Origin of the sequence: Leisingera sp. UBA4491, assembly GCF_002388965.1 — a bacterium.
Lineage (GTDB): Bacteria > Pseudomonadota > Alphaproteobacteria > Rhodobacterales > Rhodobacteraceae > Leisingera > Leisingera aquaemixtae.
This window is the reverse complement of the sequence record NZ_DGNN01000004.1, coordinates 1-12,684: the sequence shown is the minus strand read 5'-3', so window position 1 is coordinate 12,684 and position 12,684 is coordinate 1. Positions and strand designations below refer to the sequence as shown.

Genomic DNA, 12,684 nt, shown 5'->3' with positions numbered 1-12,684 from the left:
ATCATGAAAAAAGACACTCATCCCGATTACCACTTCATCGACGTCAAAATGACCGACGGCACCATCCTCAAGATGCGCTCCACCTGGGGCTCCGAGGGTGATCAGCTGGCCCTGGACATCGACCCGACCGTGCACCCGGCCTGGACCGGCGGCACCTCGCGCCTGCTGGACGCCGGCGGCCGCGTGTCCAAGTTCAAAAAGAAATACGAAGGCCTGGGCTTCTAAGCCGCCTGCCGTATTTTGCAGAACTCCCGAAGGCTGCCCCGGACGGGCAGCCTTCTTTCTTTTTCTTCTGACGCTGGGGCCGGATGCGCGCCCCGCGGGAAAGACAGCCCCCTCGTGAAACAAGCCCTGGCCAACGCACTGCAAGAGCGCGGATATGAAACCCTGACCCAAGTGCAGGAGGCTGTGACCCAGCCCGACGTGGAAGGGCGCGACCTGCTGGTGTCTGCACAGACCGGATCGGGCAAGACTGTCGGTTTTGGCCTGGCTTTGGCTCAGGATCTGCTGGGTGAGGATGAGGCGTTCGGCGAGGCCGCGGCGCCGCTGGCGCTGGTGATTGCCCCGACCCGCGAGCTGGCGCTGCAGGTGAAGCACGAGCTGAGCTGGCTTTACCGCGAGGCGGGCGCCGTGATTGCCTCCTGCGTCGGCGGCATGGATATGCGCGATGAGCGCCGGGCGCTGGCCCGCGGTGCCCACATTGTCGCGGCAACCCCGGGGCGGCTGCGCGACCACATTGCGCGCGGCTCCATCGATCTGAGCCAGGTGCGCGGCGTGGTGCTGGACGAGGCCGACGAGATGCTGGACCTTGGGTTCCGCGAGGACCTGGAGTTCATCCTGGGCGAAGCACCCGAAGACCGCCGCACCCTGCTGTTCTCCGCCACCGTGCCGCCGGCGATTGCCAGCCTGGCCGAGACCTTTCAGCGCGACGCGATGCGGATCAAGACCGCAGGCGAGACCAAGCAGCACGCGGATATCGAATACCGTCTGATGAGCGTGGCGCAAGCGGACGCGGAAAACGCCATCATCAACGTGCTGCGCTACTATGAGGCGCCCAGCGCCATCGTCTTTGCCAACACCCGCGCGGCGGTGAACCGTCTGGCGGCGCGCCTGACCAACCGCGGTCTGCCGGTGGTGACGCTGTCGGGCGAGCTGAGCCAGACCGAGCGCAGCCACGCGCTGCAGGCGATGCGCGACGGGCGCGCGCGGGTCTGCGTGGCCACCGACGTGGCGGCACGCGGCATCGACCTGCCGGGGCTGGAGCTGGTGGTCCATGCGGAACTGCCCTCGAACCACGAAACGCTGCTGCACCGCTCCGGCCGGACCGGCCGCGCGGGCCGCAAGGGCGTCAGCGCGCTGATCGCGCCGCCCAAGGCGCGCGCCAAGGCCCTGCGCCTGCTGAAGTGGGCCAAACTGACCGCCGAACATTGCGAAGCGCCCTCTGCCGATGATGTGTTGGCGCGGGATGAAGAGCGGATGCTGGCCGATCCGGTCTGGCAGCAGCCCGTTGAGGAGAACGAGCAGGCCGGTGTCCAGACCCTGCTGGACAATTTCTCGGCCGAGCAAATCGCCGCCACCTATCTGCGCCTGTTCCGCAGCCGCCATTCGGCGCCAGAGGATCTGCGCCCGGCAGGTGAGGAAGAGCCACGCAAGGAGCGCAAGGAACGCAAAGCCTTTGGCCCCTCCGTCTGGTTCTCCCTGTCCGGCGGCCGCGAGGCCGGTGCCGACCCGCGCAAGGTGCTGCCGATGCTGTGCAAGGCCGGCAATATCGACCGCGACGCCATCGGTGCAATCCGGGTGCAGGACAATGAAACCTTTGCCGAAATCAGCGAGGGCGCTGTTAACGGCTTCCTGAAGGCGCTGGGCGGCAAGACCGAATTGGAACCGGGCGCCGTGCTGACCCGGCTGTCCGAGGCGCCTGACCTGGCCCCTGCTCCGCGCCGCGGGCCTGGCGGGCCCAAGGGCGGCTTCAAGGGCGACCGCAAGCCCATGCCCCACCGCGGCAAGGAAGACGGCCCGAAGCCCTACCGCCGCAAGGCTGAAGCCGGGGAAGACAGCCGTCCGCCGCGCAAGGAGTGGAAAGATAAACCGGCGCGGGACGAGCGGCGGGAGCCGCGCGCGGAGACCCGCCCCAGTAAACCCAAGCCGGCCGTGACAGCCAAGCCCAAGGGCGCGTCCGATCCCTCCAAGCGGATGGCAAGGCCCGGCGCGCCCGCAGGCAAGCCGTTCAAAGCCAAGGGGCCGAAACCGCCGGCGGGCAAGCCGAACAGCAAGAAGAACAAGGCGCGCGCGGCGGCACCCCAGACAGGGAAGGGCGGCAAGGGCGGCGATGCACGCCCCAAGCGCAGCCCCTCCGGGCCTGCAAAGCACCGGTGAAGCCCGGCCTTGGTGCCCGTTAAATCCGCTGGGCCAGTGTTGCGGATTTAATGGGCGCTAACCCTAAATTCACCAGCCTGCGCGCACCACTTTTCTTGGCCGAATCCAGAGCCTATACAGGGGCACAAAGCTAAAGACGTGCACCAAAGCACGAGCGAAGGGACCTGTACATGGCGCATATCATTGTCGTCGGCAACGAGAAGGGCGGCGCGGGCAAATCGACTGTCTCCATGCATGTGGCAACCACTCTGGCCCGGCTGGGCCACAAGGTGGCGGCGCTGGACCTGGACTTGCGGCAGCGCTCCTTGGGGCGCTATCTGGAAAACCGCCAGGATTTCTGCGCCAAGGCGGGGCTGGAACTGCCGATGGTCGAAATGCATGAGCTGCCGGAGATCGACCCGGCCGGCCTGCAGCCGGGTGAAAACATCTACGACCACCGGCTTTCGGCAGCGGTCTCGGCTCTGGAGCCGGGCCATGATTTCATCCTGATCGACTGCCCCGGCTCGCACACGCGCCTGAGCCAGGTGGCACATTCGCTGGCGGACACGCTGATCACGCCCTTGAACGACAGCTTCGTCGATTTCGACCTGCTGGCCCATGTGGACCAGAAGGGCGAGACGATCACCGGCCCGTCCGTGTATTCAGAAATGGTCTGGAACGCCCGCCAGCTGCGGGCGCAGGCCGGTCTCAAACCGATCGACTGGATCGTGATCCGCAACCGGGTCGGCACCCAGCGTATGGTCAACAAGGAAAAGATGGAGCGTGCCATCAAGATGCTGTCCAAGCGCATCGGCTTCCGCGTGGCGCCCGGGTTCTCGGAGCGGGTGATCTTCCGCGAACTGTTCCCGCGCGGGCTGACGCTGTTGGACCTCAAGGATGTTGGCGTCAAGCAGCTGAACATCTCCAACATCGCCGCCCGGCAGGAGCTGCGCGATATGATGAAGGAAGTGAACCTGCCGGGGGTCGAGGTCAGCATCTGACCCCGCCCCGGCGGCACCTCAGCCGGAACAGCCGCAGTTGCCGCGGTTGATCGTGTAGAGCTCCATCGGTTCGGCCACCCCGCGCAGCATGTAGCGGCCCAGCGACACCAGATCATGGTTGGTGCCCCTGGCGGCCAGCTTAACATCCTCGGACATGATGATGTTCTGGCCGACCGACCGGTGCATCCCGGCGATCCGGGCGGTCTGATTCACCGCCTGGCCGATCACCGTAAAGTCGAGCCGGCTCTCCGCCCCGATATTGCCATAGAGGATGGTGCCCGCGTGCAGTGCCAAGGTAAAGCCTGCGGTCGGCACGCCCTGCGCCTCGCGTTCGGTGTTGCAGGCGCGGATCTTGCCGCAGAGCTCATTGGCGGCGGCCAACGCCGCATGGGCGTCTTCCTCGATGCTGCCCAGATTAAACATGGTCAGCATGCCGTCTCCCATGAACTTGAGGATGTTGCCGCCATGCGCCTGGATGGTTTCCACCGCCAGCCCGAAATAGCCGTTCAGCATGTCGATCAGCTCGGTTCCGGGCAGCCGCTCGGAAAGTTCGGTAAACCCCTTGAGATCGAACAGGCAGATCACCGCGTCGATCTGTTGCGAGGAACCGCGCTGGATCTCGCCCGACAGCACCCGGCGGCCGGCATCGCGGCCCAGGTAGACCTGCAGCAGGTCGCTGGCCATCTGCCGGTTGGAGGAGGATTTCAGCGCCAGCCCCAGATGCGGCAGGGTGGTACGGATCAGGTCCAGCTCGCGGCTTGAAAAGCCGCCAGGGCGGTCTGTCGCCCAAGAGACCAGCATGCCCTCCTGCGGATGACTGGGGTCGTTCGGCCCGGCTTCGGGCGGGGAAAACCGCACACCCTTGGCGAAATAATCCGTTGCCCCGCGTTCCCGCAGCTCCGGCAGCAGCGGGAATTCCTCCGGCGCGCCGTCTTCGAGTTTCTCGCGGAACTCGTCCAGCTCCTGATCCAGAATGTGGTAGAAGGGGCTGCGCAGCCATTCCTCGCGCGGGGACTCGCGGTATTCGTAATGCTGGTGAGACAGGCCGTCGGCCCGGGTCCAGTTAAAACCGATGCCGCCGAATTTCGGGTGAAAGGCGCGCTGCGCCAGATGGAAACGCCACAACGGCACGCCCGCATCGCACAGCCGCTGGCAATAGCCCTGCAAGAGATCCTGCTGCTGCGCCCCGTGCAGTCCCTGTTCCATCAGCCAGGCAATCAGCGGTCCCGAATTGACATCAATCTGTATCATGGTTTCACCTTCAATTCCGCTGCCATATCTGGGCATTGCACCCAGCAATGTCTACGGGCCGATGCCTGCTAATTTGCGCAGCATATACCGCAAAATCGCAACCTCGCCGGTCGTGAACTGGCGGCACAGCTTGGAATCGAACTCCTGCGCCACATCCCGCAGTTCCCGGTAGGCGGACTGCCCCGCCGGGGTCAGGGTCAAATGCTCTGCCCGGCGGTCGTTTTCATCCCGGGTGCGGGTCACAAACCGTTTCTCTGCCAGCTTGGCGACCGCACGGCTGATCTTGGTCTTGTGGATCTTGGCCCGCTCGCCGATCTCCTTGGCGGTCATCTGGCCATAGTTGCCCAGATGGAACAGCACCCGCCATTCCGTGCGCAGCATACCATAGCGGTCCTTGTAGTGGCGCTGGAACCCCAGCGAGCTTTCCTCGGCCGCCCGGTTCAGCAGAAAAGGCAGGAAATCCTGCAGAGTGAAGTCATCTTTCTCGGTCATTTGCGTCCTCTCTCCCTTGTTAGTTACAAAAACAACTAATATTCCGCAAGCAGTGATAGGAGAAACGCGCGATGAATCGGCCAGCCGATCCCCATGAAATGATCCAGGCTCCCTCGCTTGCGGGGCCGAACGAGGGCTATATGCCCGGCTTTGCCAACGACTTTGAAACCGAGGCGCTGCCCGGCGCCTTGCCGCAGGGCATGAACAGCCCGCAGAAATGCAACTATGGCCTTTACGGCGAACAGCTGAGCGGCACCGCCTTTACCGCCGACCCGCCGGAGCGGACCTGGACCTACCGGATCCGCCCCTCGGTGAAGCATTCGCACCGCTATCAGAAAATCGACCTGCCGCATTGGAAGTCGGCGCCCTGTGTCGATCCGGACGTGATCTCGCTGGGCCAGTACCGCTGGGATCCGGTGCCGCATTCCGATCAGGGGCTGACCTGGCTCACCGGCATGCGCACCATGACCACCGCGGGCGACGTGAACACCCAGGTCGGCATGGCCAGCCACATCTATCTGGTCACCGAGTCGATGGTGGACAGCTATTTCTTCTCCGCCGACTCCGAACTCTTGGTGGTGCCGCAGGAGGGACGCCTGCGCTTTGCGACCGAGCTGGGCATCATCGACCTGGCACCGCAGGAAATCGCCATCATTCCCCGCGGTTTGGTGTACCGGGTCGAGGTTCTGGAAGGCCCCTGCCGCGGCTTTGTCTGCGAGAATTACGGCCAGAAGTTCGAACTGCCGGGCCGCGGCCCGATCGGTGCCAACTGCATGGCCAACCCGCGGGACTTCAAGGCGCCGGTGGCGGCGTTCGAGGACCGCGAGACGCCTTCGACCGTGACCATCAAATGGTGCGGCCAGTTCCACGAGACCAAAATCGGCCACTCGCCGCTGGATGTGGTCGCCTGGCACGGCAACTATGCGCCCTTCAAATACGACCTGACCACCTATTGCCCGGTGGGGGCGATCCTGTTCGACCATCCGGACCCGTCGATCTTTACCGTGCTGACCGCGCCGTCAGGCGTGCCGGGCACCGCGAATATTGATTTCGTGCTGTTCCGCGAACGCTGGATGGTGGCCGAAAACACCTTCCGCCCGCCATGGTACCACAAGAACATCATGTCGGAGCTGATGGGCAACATCTACGGCCAGTACGACGCCAAGCCGCAAGGTTTCGTGCCGGGCGGCATGTCTCTCCACAACATGATGCTGCCGCACGGGCCGGACAAGAACGCCTTTGAAGGCGCGTCAAACTCCAATCTCGGCCCTGAAAAGCTGGACAACACCATGTCCTTCATGTTCGAGACCCGCTTCCCGCAGCATCTGACCGCATTTGCAGCCAAGGACGCGCCGCTGCAGGATGACTACATCGACTGCTGGAGCGACATCGAGAAAAAGTTCGACGGCACGCCCGGCCTGAAATGAAACGGTGAGGGGGCGCTGCCCCCTCTGGGCCTGACCGGCCCATTCACCCCCGGAGTATTTCCGGAAAGATGAAAAGGATCTTCGGATCCGGAAACTGGAGACGCTATGCCTCTGCTGAAATCCTGGGTGGCCTCGGCCAATGATGCGGACCACCCGTTCCCGCTGAACAACCTGCCCTATGGTGTGTTTTCCGTTGATGGCGATGATCCGCGCTGCGGCGTGGCTATCGGCGATATGATCCTGGACATGCAAGCCGCCGAGGAAGCCGGGCTGATCCAGCTGGGCGATGCGCCGCTGTTCGACGTCCCCTATTGGAACGACCTGATGGAGGAAGGCCCGGCTGTCTGGGCGGCGCTGCGCGACCGTCTGACCGCGCTGCTGTCCGAGGGTGCCGCCGAGCAGGACAAGGTGGAACCCCTGCTGGTTGCCGCCGCGGACGCCGAGCTGCACATGCCCTTTGCGGTCAGCGAATACACCGACTTCTACGCGGGCAAAAACCACGCGTTTAACGTCGGCACCATGTTCCGCGGCCCGGAGAACGCGCTGCCGCCGAACTGGCTGCACATCCCGATCGGCTATAACGGGCGGGCGTCGTCCGTGGTGGTGTCCGGCACAGATGTGCGCCGTCCCTGGGGCCAGCTGAAAGGCCCGAATGATGACAAGCCGCGGTGGGCGCCCTGCGCGCGGTTCGATATCGAGCTGGAGATGGGTGCGATTGTCGGCACGCCGTCCGATGGCCCGATCACCGTGCAGGAAGCGGATGACAACATCTTTGGCTACGTGCTGCTGAACGACTGGTCGGCGCGCGATATCCAGGCCTGGGAGTATCAGCCGCTGGGGCCGTTCCAGGCCAAGGCCACTGCCAACACGATCTCTCCCTGGATCGTGACCAAGCCGGCGCTGGAGCCGTTCCGCTGCGGCACGCCGGAGCGTGAGGTGGAACTGCTGGACCACCTGAAGGACTGCGGCCCGATGCTCTATGACATCGATCTGGAAGTCACCATGGCGCCGGAAGGCAAGGAAGCGACCACCATCGCGCGGACCAACTACAAAGAAATGTACTACTCCGCCGCGCAGCAGCTGGCGCATCACACCACCTCTGGCTGCCCGATGAACGCAGGCGACCTGTTGGGCTCCGGCACCATTTCCGGCGCCACCAAGGACAGCCGCGGCTCTCTGCTGGAGCTCAGCTGGGGCGGCAAGGAGCCGCTGACGCTGGAAACCGGCGAGGAGCGCTCCTTCATCGCTGATGGCGACACGCTGACCCTGAAAGGCGCGGCCAAAGGCGATGGCTACACCATCGGGTTCGGTGACTGCACGGGCAGGGTTCTGCCCGCGCTGGACGATCCGTTCAAGAGGTAAGCACCGCTCTTCCTCTTGCCCCAAATATCTCCGCCGGAGGCTCCCGCACTTGCCTCTGGCGCACCGCTGAAAGGACTGACACATGGCCAAGGCATTCGCGTCCCAAGGGGACATGAGCGAAAAGAAAATCTCCTTCACTGAGGTGGGCGAGGGCCTTTATGCCTTCACCGCAGAGGGCGATCCCAACTCCGGCGTGATCATCGGCGATGACAGCGTAATGATCGTAGAGGCGCAGGCCACCCCGCGGCTGGCGAACAAGGTGATCGAATGCGTGCGCTCTGTCACCGACAAGCCGATCACCCATGTGGTGCTGACGCATTACCACGCCGTCCGCGTGCTGGGCGCCTCTGCCTTTGGCGCGCAGCAGGTTATCATGGGTGACGCCGCCCGCGCCATGGTGGTGGAACGCGGGCAGGAGGACTGGGACAGCGAATTCCAGCGCTTCCCGCGGCTGTTCGAAGGCCATGAGAGCATTCCCGGGCTGACATACCCGACCACCACCTTCTCGGATGACATGACTGTCTACCTCGGCAACCGCCGGGTTGACCTGATGCACCTGGGCCGCGCCCACACCGCGGGCGACATCGTGATCCATGTGCCGGATCAGAACGTGATGTTCACCGGTGACATCGTCGAATACCACTCTGCCTGCTATTGCGGCGATGGCCATTTCGGCGACTGGGGCAGCACGCTCGACAACATCAAGGCCTTTGACGTTGATGCCATTGCCCCGGGCCGCGGCGACGCGCTGGTCGGCAAGGAGATGGTCAACGCCGCCATCGAAAACACCCGCGATTTCGTCGAAAGCACCTACCGCCCGGCGGCTAAGGTGGCGGCGCGCAACGGCACCCTGAAGGAAGCCTGGGACGCGGTTCGCGCCGAGTGCGATCCGAAGTTTGCAGACTATGCGATCTATGAGCACTGCCTGCCCTTCAACGTCGCCCGCGCCTTTGACGAGGCCCGCGGCATCGACACCCCGCGGATCTGGACCGCTCAGCGCGATCTGGAGATGTGGGAGGCCCTGCAGGGCTGAGCCCCGGCAATTTAGCACCCGGGGCGGTTTGATCCAGATCGTGTCGCCCCGGCAGAACCTGTGAGACGCTAGACCATGCTCCCGGCCGGCTCCTGCCGGGAAAGGGTAGAGCTGTGCCTGACGGCACCCGGAATTTGGGAGGAGACCAGATGAAGAAGATCTTTGAAGTCCCTTTGTACCCCTACAAGCGCCATGCGGATGAAGACGCCTCTTCGCCCGTGCGCCGCAAGGTGGTGGTCATCGGGGCGGGCCCGGTTGGCTTGGCTGCCGCCATCGACCTGGCGCAGCAGGGCACCGAAGTTGTGGTGCTGGACGACAACGACAAGGTGAGCTTCGGCTCCCGCGCGATCTGCTTTGCCAAGCGGCCCTTGGAGATCCTTGACCGGCTGGGCTGCGGCCAGCCGATGGTCGACAAGGGCGTGCAGTGGAACACCGGCAAGGTGTTCTTCGACGACCGCCAGGTCTATGAGTTCAACCTGCTGCCGGAAGAGGGCCACAAACGCCCTGCCTTTATCAATCTGCAGCAGTATTACTTCGAGGAATACCTGGTGAACCGGGTGCGCGAGCTGCAAGAGCAGGGCGCGCCGATCGAAATCCGGGGCCGCAACAAGGTCTCTGCCATCGGCACCCACCCCACCCACGCGGTGCTGGAAATCGACACGCCCGAAGGCTCCTATACGCTGGAGGCCGAATGGCTGATTGCCTGCGATGGCGCGGGCTCGCCCACCCGGCAGATGCTGGGCCTGGATTTCGTCGGCCGGGTGTTCGAGGACAACTTCCTGATTGCCGATGTGATCATGGAAGCGGATTTCCCGTCCGAACGCTGGTTCTGGTTCGATCCGCCCTTCAACAAGGGCCAGTCGGCGCTGCTGCACAAGCAGCCTGACGGGGTCTGGCGCATCGACCTGCAACTGGGCTGGGACATCGACAAGGAGCGCGAGAAACGCCCGGAAAACGTGATCCCGCGCCTCAAGGCGATGCTAGGCGAGGATGTAAAATTCGAGCTGGAGTGGGTCTCGATCTATACCTTCCAATGCCGCCGGATGGAGAAATTCCGCCACGGCCGGGTGATCTTTGCTGGCGATGCTGCGCACCAGGTCTCCCCCTTCGGCGCCCGCGGCGCCAACTCCGGCCTGCAGGACACCGACAACCTGTGCTGGAAGCTGAAGCTGGTGATGGACGGCAAGGCGCCGGAGAGCCTGCTGGACACCTATGACGCCGAGCGCATTCACGGGGCGGATGAGAACATTCTCAACTCCTCGCGCTCCACCGATTTCATCACTCCGAAATCAGAGATCAGCCGGGTGCTGCGCGACGCAGTCCTGGACCTGTCGGAACAGTATGAATTCGCACGTCCCCTGGTGAACTCCGGCCGCCTGTCGGTGCCTTGCACCTATGACGGCTCACCGCTGAACTCGGCGGATGCGCTCGACGGGCCGGACCGCACCCGCCCCGGCTCCCCCTGCCCCGACGCACCGCTTGGCGACGGGTTCCTGCTGGATAAGCTGGGCGACAAGTTCGTGCTGCTGACCATAGACGCCGACGCGCCGGACGTGATCGTGGAGGAAGGCATCGAGGTCACCCGCCTGGCGTTGTCGATCAAGGATGACAAGACGCTGGCGCTGCAGCAGCGCTACCTGGGCAAGCATGAAAGCGGCATCTACCTGATCCGCCCGGACCAGCACGTGGCCGCCCGCCGGCCTGCCTTTGATGAAAACCAGTTCCGGCACGCAATCCGCCGGGCCATCGGCAAGGAATGATCACCATGACACAAACCGATCAGCTGATCCTGACCGCCAACACCGAGCGCGCCGACGATTTCTATGCAGATCTGCTGGCAGCGCACGAGGGCCTCAGCAGGTCCGAAAGCGATGCCCTGAACGCACGCCTGGTGCTGGTGCTCGCCAACCACATTGGAAAACGCGCAATCCTGAAACAGGCGCTGGCCGCGGCCGCGCTGAACCCCGGGGAGGACACCGCTTGAAAATCGAACAGATTCACCACGTCGCCTACCGCTGCAAAGACGCCAAAGAGACAGTCGAGTGGTACAACAAGATGCTGAACATGGACTTCGTCCTGGCCATTGCCGAGGACCACGTGCCATCGACGCATGAACCCGATCCTTACATGCATATCTTCATGGATGCTGGCAACGGCAACGTCCTGGCCTTCTTTGAGCTGCCGACCAAGCCGGAGATGGACCGCGACCGCAACACGCCGGTCTGGGTGCAGCACATCGCCTTCAAGGTCAAGGACCGCGACACCCTGATCCAGTTCAAGGAGCATCTGGAGGCCAATGGCGTCGAGGTGCTGGGCGTCACCGACCATTCCATCTTCCACTCGATCTATTTCTTTGACCCGAACGGCCACCGGGTGGAGCTCGCCTGCCCCGATCCCGCGGAAGACGCACTGCTTGAAAAGCTGGACGCGGTGAAGTGGGAGATGCTGGAGGAGTGGTCGAAGACCAAGAAGGCACCGAAACACGCCGACTGGCTGCACGCCAAGGAACTGAACAAGGGCTGAGCCCGCACAAACGGTGGAAGGCAGCCCCAAGGGCTGCCTTTTCACAACAGGGAGGACGCGGATGACCCGCACGGTTCTTTATGATTATTGGCGCTCGTCAGCCAGCTACCGGCTGCGCATCGCGTTGAATTTGGCGGAGATCGGCTACACCACTGTCCCGGTCGATCTGGTCAAGGGCGAACACAGAAGCCCGGACCACCTGGCCCGGAACCCGCAGGGATTTGTCCCGGTGCTGGAGATCGACGGCCTGCGGCTTACCCAGTCGCTGGCGATCCTCGACTATCTGGACGAAACACGGGCGCTTGGCCTGCTGCCGCAGGACCCGGGCCAGCGCGCTCTGGCGCGGGCGCTGGCACACTCTGTAGCGGTAGATGTGCACCCGGTCTGCAACTTGCAGGTGGCCAAACACGCAACCGCCCTCAGCGGCGGCGCGCCGGATATGCCCAAGGCTTGGATGCAGCATTTCATCCGCCCCGGCCTGCAAGCGTTTGAGGTTCTGCTGGCCGGATTCGAGCAGACCCCCTTTTGCACCGGCAGCGCGCCGGGGCTGGCGGACATCTGCCTGATGCCTCAATTGTATAACGCCCGCCGCTGGGAGGCGGATTTCTCGGACCTGCCGCGGATCTGCGCAGTGGAGGCCGTCTGCGCGGACCATCCCGCGTTTGCAGCCGCGCATCCGGACCAGAATTCCTGACGCCCCGGTTCTGCCGCCTCGGCGCTCCAGTTCTGTTCTGTCCGGGGCTTCGTTCGGGCTGCAACCGTCCGGTCTGCCCGCACTGACGGCGGTCGTTAGTGATGGATAATGTCCATTAGCGAACAAGTGGACACTATCGGGGTTGAATATGGCGAAGCGGCGCAGGCGCAATTGGTCTGAAGACGAGAAACGGGTGATCGGCGCACAGACGCGTGTGCCGGGTGTATCAGTGTCCCGTGACGTGCTCCCCTGAGAAGTCCGCGGTTTGAAGTTAGCCTGCTCTCCACACGAGGAGACAGACGATGCGGAAAAGCCGATTCAGCGAAGAGCAGATTATTGGCATCCTGAAGGAGCACCAAGCCGGGATAGGCGCCAAGGAGCTCTGCCGGAAGCACGGCATCAGCGATGGCACGTTCTACAAGTGGCGTTCGAAGTACGGAGGCATGGAGGTGTCCGAGGCCAAGCGGCTGAAAGCGCTTGAGGTTGAGAACGCGAAGCTGAAGAGTTGGAGGGATCAGCAAAGGCCCTGACCTGCCCCCCGCGAAA

The 12,684-nt window shown here is 63.7% G+C and carries 12 protein-coding genes and 1 pseudogene; 11 read left to right on the top strand and 2 right to left on the bottom strand.

Annotated features, from left to right (window positions below; translation table 11 throughout):
• Nucleotides 1-3: 3 nt before the first annotated feature.
• The 3 genes from rpmE (at nt 4) to B2P87_RS01005 (ending at nt 3,356) form a co-directional block, all read left to right on the top strand.
• Nucleotides 4-225 carry a 50S ribosomal protein L31 gene (rpmE, locus tag B2P87_RS01015; RefSeq protein WP_058286449.1) on the top strand — a complete coding sequence of 74 codons (222 nt, stop codon included), beginning with the start codon at nt 4-6 and terminating at the stop codon, nt 223-225.
• 114 nt (nt 226-339) lie between these two features.
• Entirely contained in the window at nt 340-2,376 is a 2,037-nt protein-coding gene (locus B2P87_RS01010) for a DEAD/DEAH box helicase (protein WP_141891479.1), read from the top strand.
• 170 nt (nt 2,377-2,546) lie between these two features.
• Entirely contained in the window at nt 2,547-3,356 is an 810-nt protein-coding gene (locus B2P87_RS01005; protein ID WP_058286447.1) for a division plane positioning ATPase MipZ, read from the top strand.
• A gap of 18 nt (nt 3,357-3,374) precedes the next feature.
• On the opposite strand, the gene B2P87_RS01000 is transcribed toward B2P87_RS01005, so the two are convergent.
• The gene (locus tag B2P87_RS01000) at nt 3,375-4,607 is read right to left on the bottom strand and encodes an adenylate/guanylate cyclase domain-containing protein (protein ID WP_141891480.1); all 1,233 of its coding nucleotides are present in this window, start codon (nt 4,605-4,607) and stop codon (nt 3,375-3,377) included.
• A gap of 51 nt (nt 4,608-4,658) precedes the next feature.
• Nucleotides 4,659-5,099 carry a MarR family winged helix-turn-helix transcriptional regulator gene (locus B2P87_RS00995; RefSeq protein ID WP_141891481.1) on the bottom strand — a complete coding sequence of 147 codons (441 nt, stop codon included), beginning with the start codon at nt 5,097-5,099 and terminating at the stop codon, nt 4,659-4,661.
• Nucleotides 5,100-5,170: 71 nt separating this feature from the next.
• Here B2P87_RS00995 and hmgA point away from each other — a divergent pair, with 71 nt between their 5' ends.
• The 8 genes and pseudogenes from hmgA to B2P87_RS00955 form a co-directional block, all read left to right on the top strand.
• Nucleotides 5,171-6,526 (top strand): homogentisate 1,2-dioxygenase, encoded by a 1,356-nt coding sequence (gene hmgA, locus B2P87_RS00990; RefSeq protein WP_141891482.1) that lies wholly within the window; start codon nt 5,171-5,173, stop codon nt 6,524-6,526.
• A gap of 105 nt (nt 6,527-6,631) precedes the next feature.
• On the top strand, nt 6,632-7,888 hold the full coding sequence (fahA, locus tag B2P87_RS00985; protein ID WP_141891483.1) for a fumarylacetoacetase: 1,257 nt from the start codon (nt 6,632-6,634) through the stop codon (nt 7,886-7,888).
• Between the two features lie 82 nt (nt 7,889-7,970).
• Nucleotides 7,971-8,921: an MBL fold metallo-hydrolase gene (locus B2P87_RS00980; protein ID WP_058286444.1), complete on the top strand. Its 951-nt coding sequence runs from the start codon at nt 7,971-7,973 to the stop codon at nt 8,919-8,921.
• Between the two features lie 149 nt (nt 8,922-9,070).
• Nucleotides 9,071-10,681, top strand: a complete 1,611-nt coding sequence (locus B2P87_RS00975; RefSeq protein WP_141891484.1) for an FAD-dependent oxidoreductase — start codon at nt 9,071-9,073, stop codon at nt 10,679-10,681.
• A 5-nt stretch (nt 10,682-10,686) separates the two neighbouring features.
• Nucleotides 10,687-10,905 (top strand): DUF2783 domain-containing protein, encoded by a 219-nt coding sequence (locus tag B2P87_RS00970; protein WP_141891485.1) that lies wholly within the window; start codon nt 10,687-10,689, stop codon nt 10,903-10,905.
• Complete coding sequence (locus B2P87_RS00965) at nt 10,902-11,444, top strand: VOC family protein (RefSeq protein ID WP_058286441.1); 543 nt, start codon at nt 10,902-10,904, stop codon at nt 11,442-11,444. Before B2P87_RS00970 ends, B2P87_RS00965 begins: the two co-directional genes overlap by 4 nt.
• A 61-nt stretch (nt 11,445-11,505) precedes the next feature.
• Nucleotides 11,506-12,138 carry a maleylacetoacetate isomerase gene (gene maiA / locus B2P87_RS00960; protein WP_141891486.1) on the top strand — a complete coding sequence of 211 codons (633 nt, stop codon included), beginning with the start codon at nt 11,506-11,508 and terminating at the stop codon, nt 12,136-12,138.
• Between the two features lie 302 nt (nt 12,139-12,440).
• A pseudogene (locus tag B2P87_RS00955) lies at nt 12,441-12,641 on the top strand (transposase); the annotation flags it as partial.
• Nucleotides 12,642-12,684: the final 43 nt, after the last annotated feature.

Bases quoted from the DNA above. Each gene is read 5' to 3' on its own strand.
- rpmE (WP_058286449.1), top strand. From the start codon at position 4: ATGAAAAAAGACACTCATCCCGATTACCACTTCATCGACGTCAAAATG.
- B2P87_RS01005 (WP_058286447.1), top strand. From the start codon at position 2,547: ATGGCGCATATCATTGTCGTCGGCAACGAGAAGGGCGGCGCGGGCAAA.
- B2P87_RS01000 (WP_141891480.1), bottom strand. From the start codon at position 4,607: ATGATACAGATTGATGTCAATTCGGGACCGCTGATTGCCTGGCTGATG.
- B2P87_RS00995 (WP_141891481.1), bottom strand. From the start codon at position 5,099: ATGACCGAGAAAGATGACTTCACTCTGCAGGATTTCCTGCCTTTTCTG.
- hmgA (WP_141891482.1), top strand. From the start codon at position 5,171: ATGAATCGGCCAGCCGATCCCCATGAAATGATCCAGGCTCCCTCGCTT.
- fahA (WP_141891483.1), top strand. From the start codon at position 6,632: ATGCCTCTGCTGAAATCCTGGGTGGCCTCGGCCAATGATGCGGACCAC.
- B2P87_RS00980 (WP_058286444.1), top strand. From the start codon at position 7,971: ATGGCCAAGGCATTCGCGTCCCAAGGGGACATGAGCGAAAAGAAAATC.
- B2P87_RS00975 (WP_141891484.1), top strand. From the start codon at position 9,071: ATGAAGAAGATCTTTGAAGTCCCTTTGTACCCCTACAAGCGCCATGCG.
- B2P87_RS00970 (WP_141891485.1), top strand. From the start codon at position 10,687: ATGACACAAACCGATCAGCTGATCCTGACCGCCAACACCGAGCGCGCC.
- maiA (WP_141891486.1), top strand. From the start codon at position 11,506: ATGACCCGCACGGTTCTTTATGATTATTGGCGCTCGTCAGCCAGCTAC.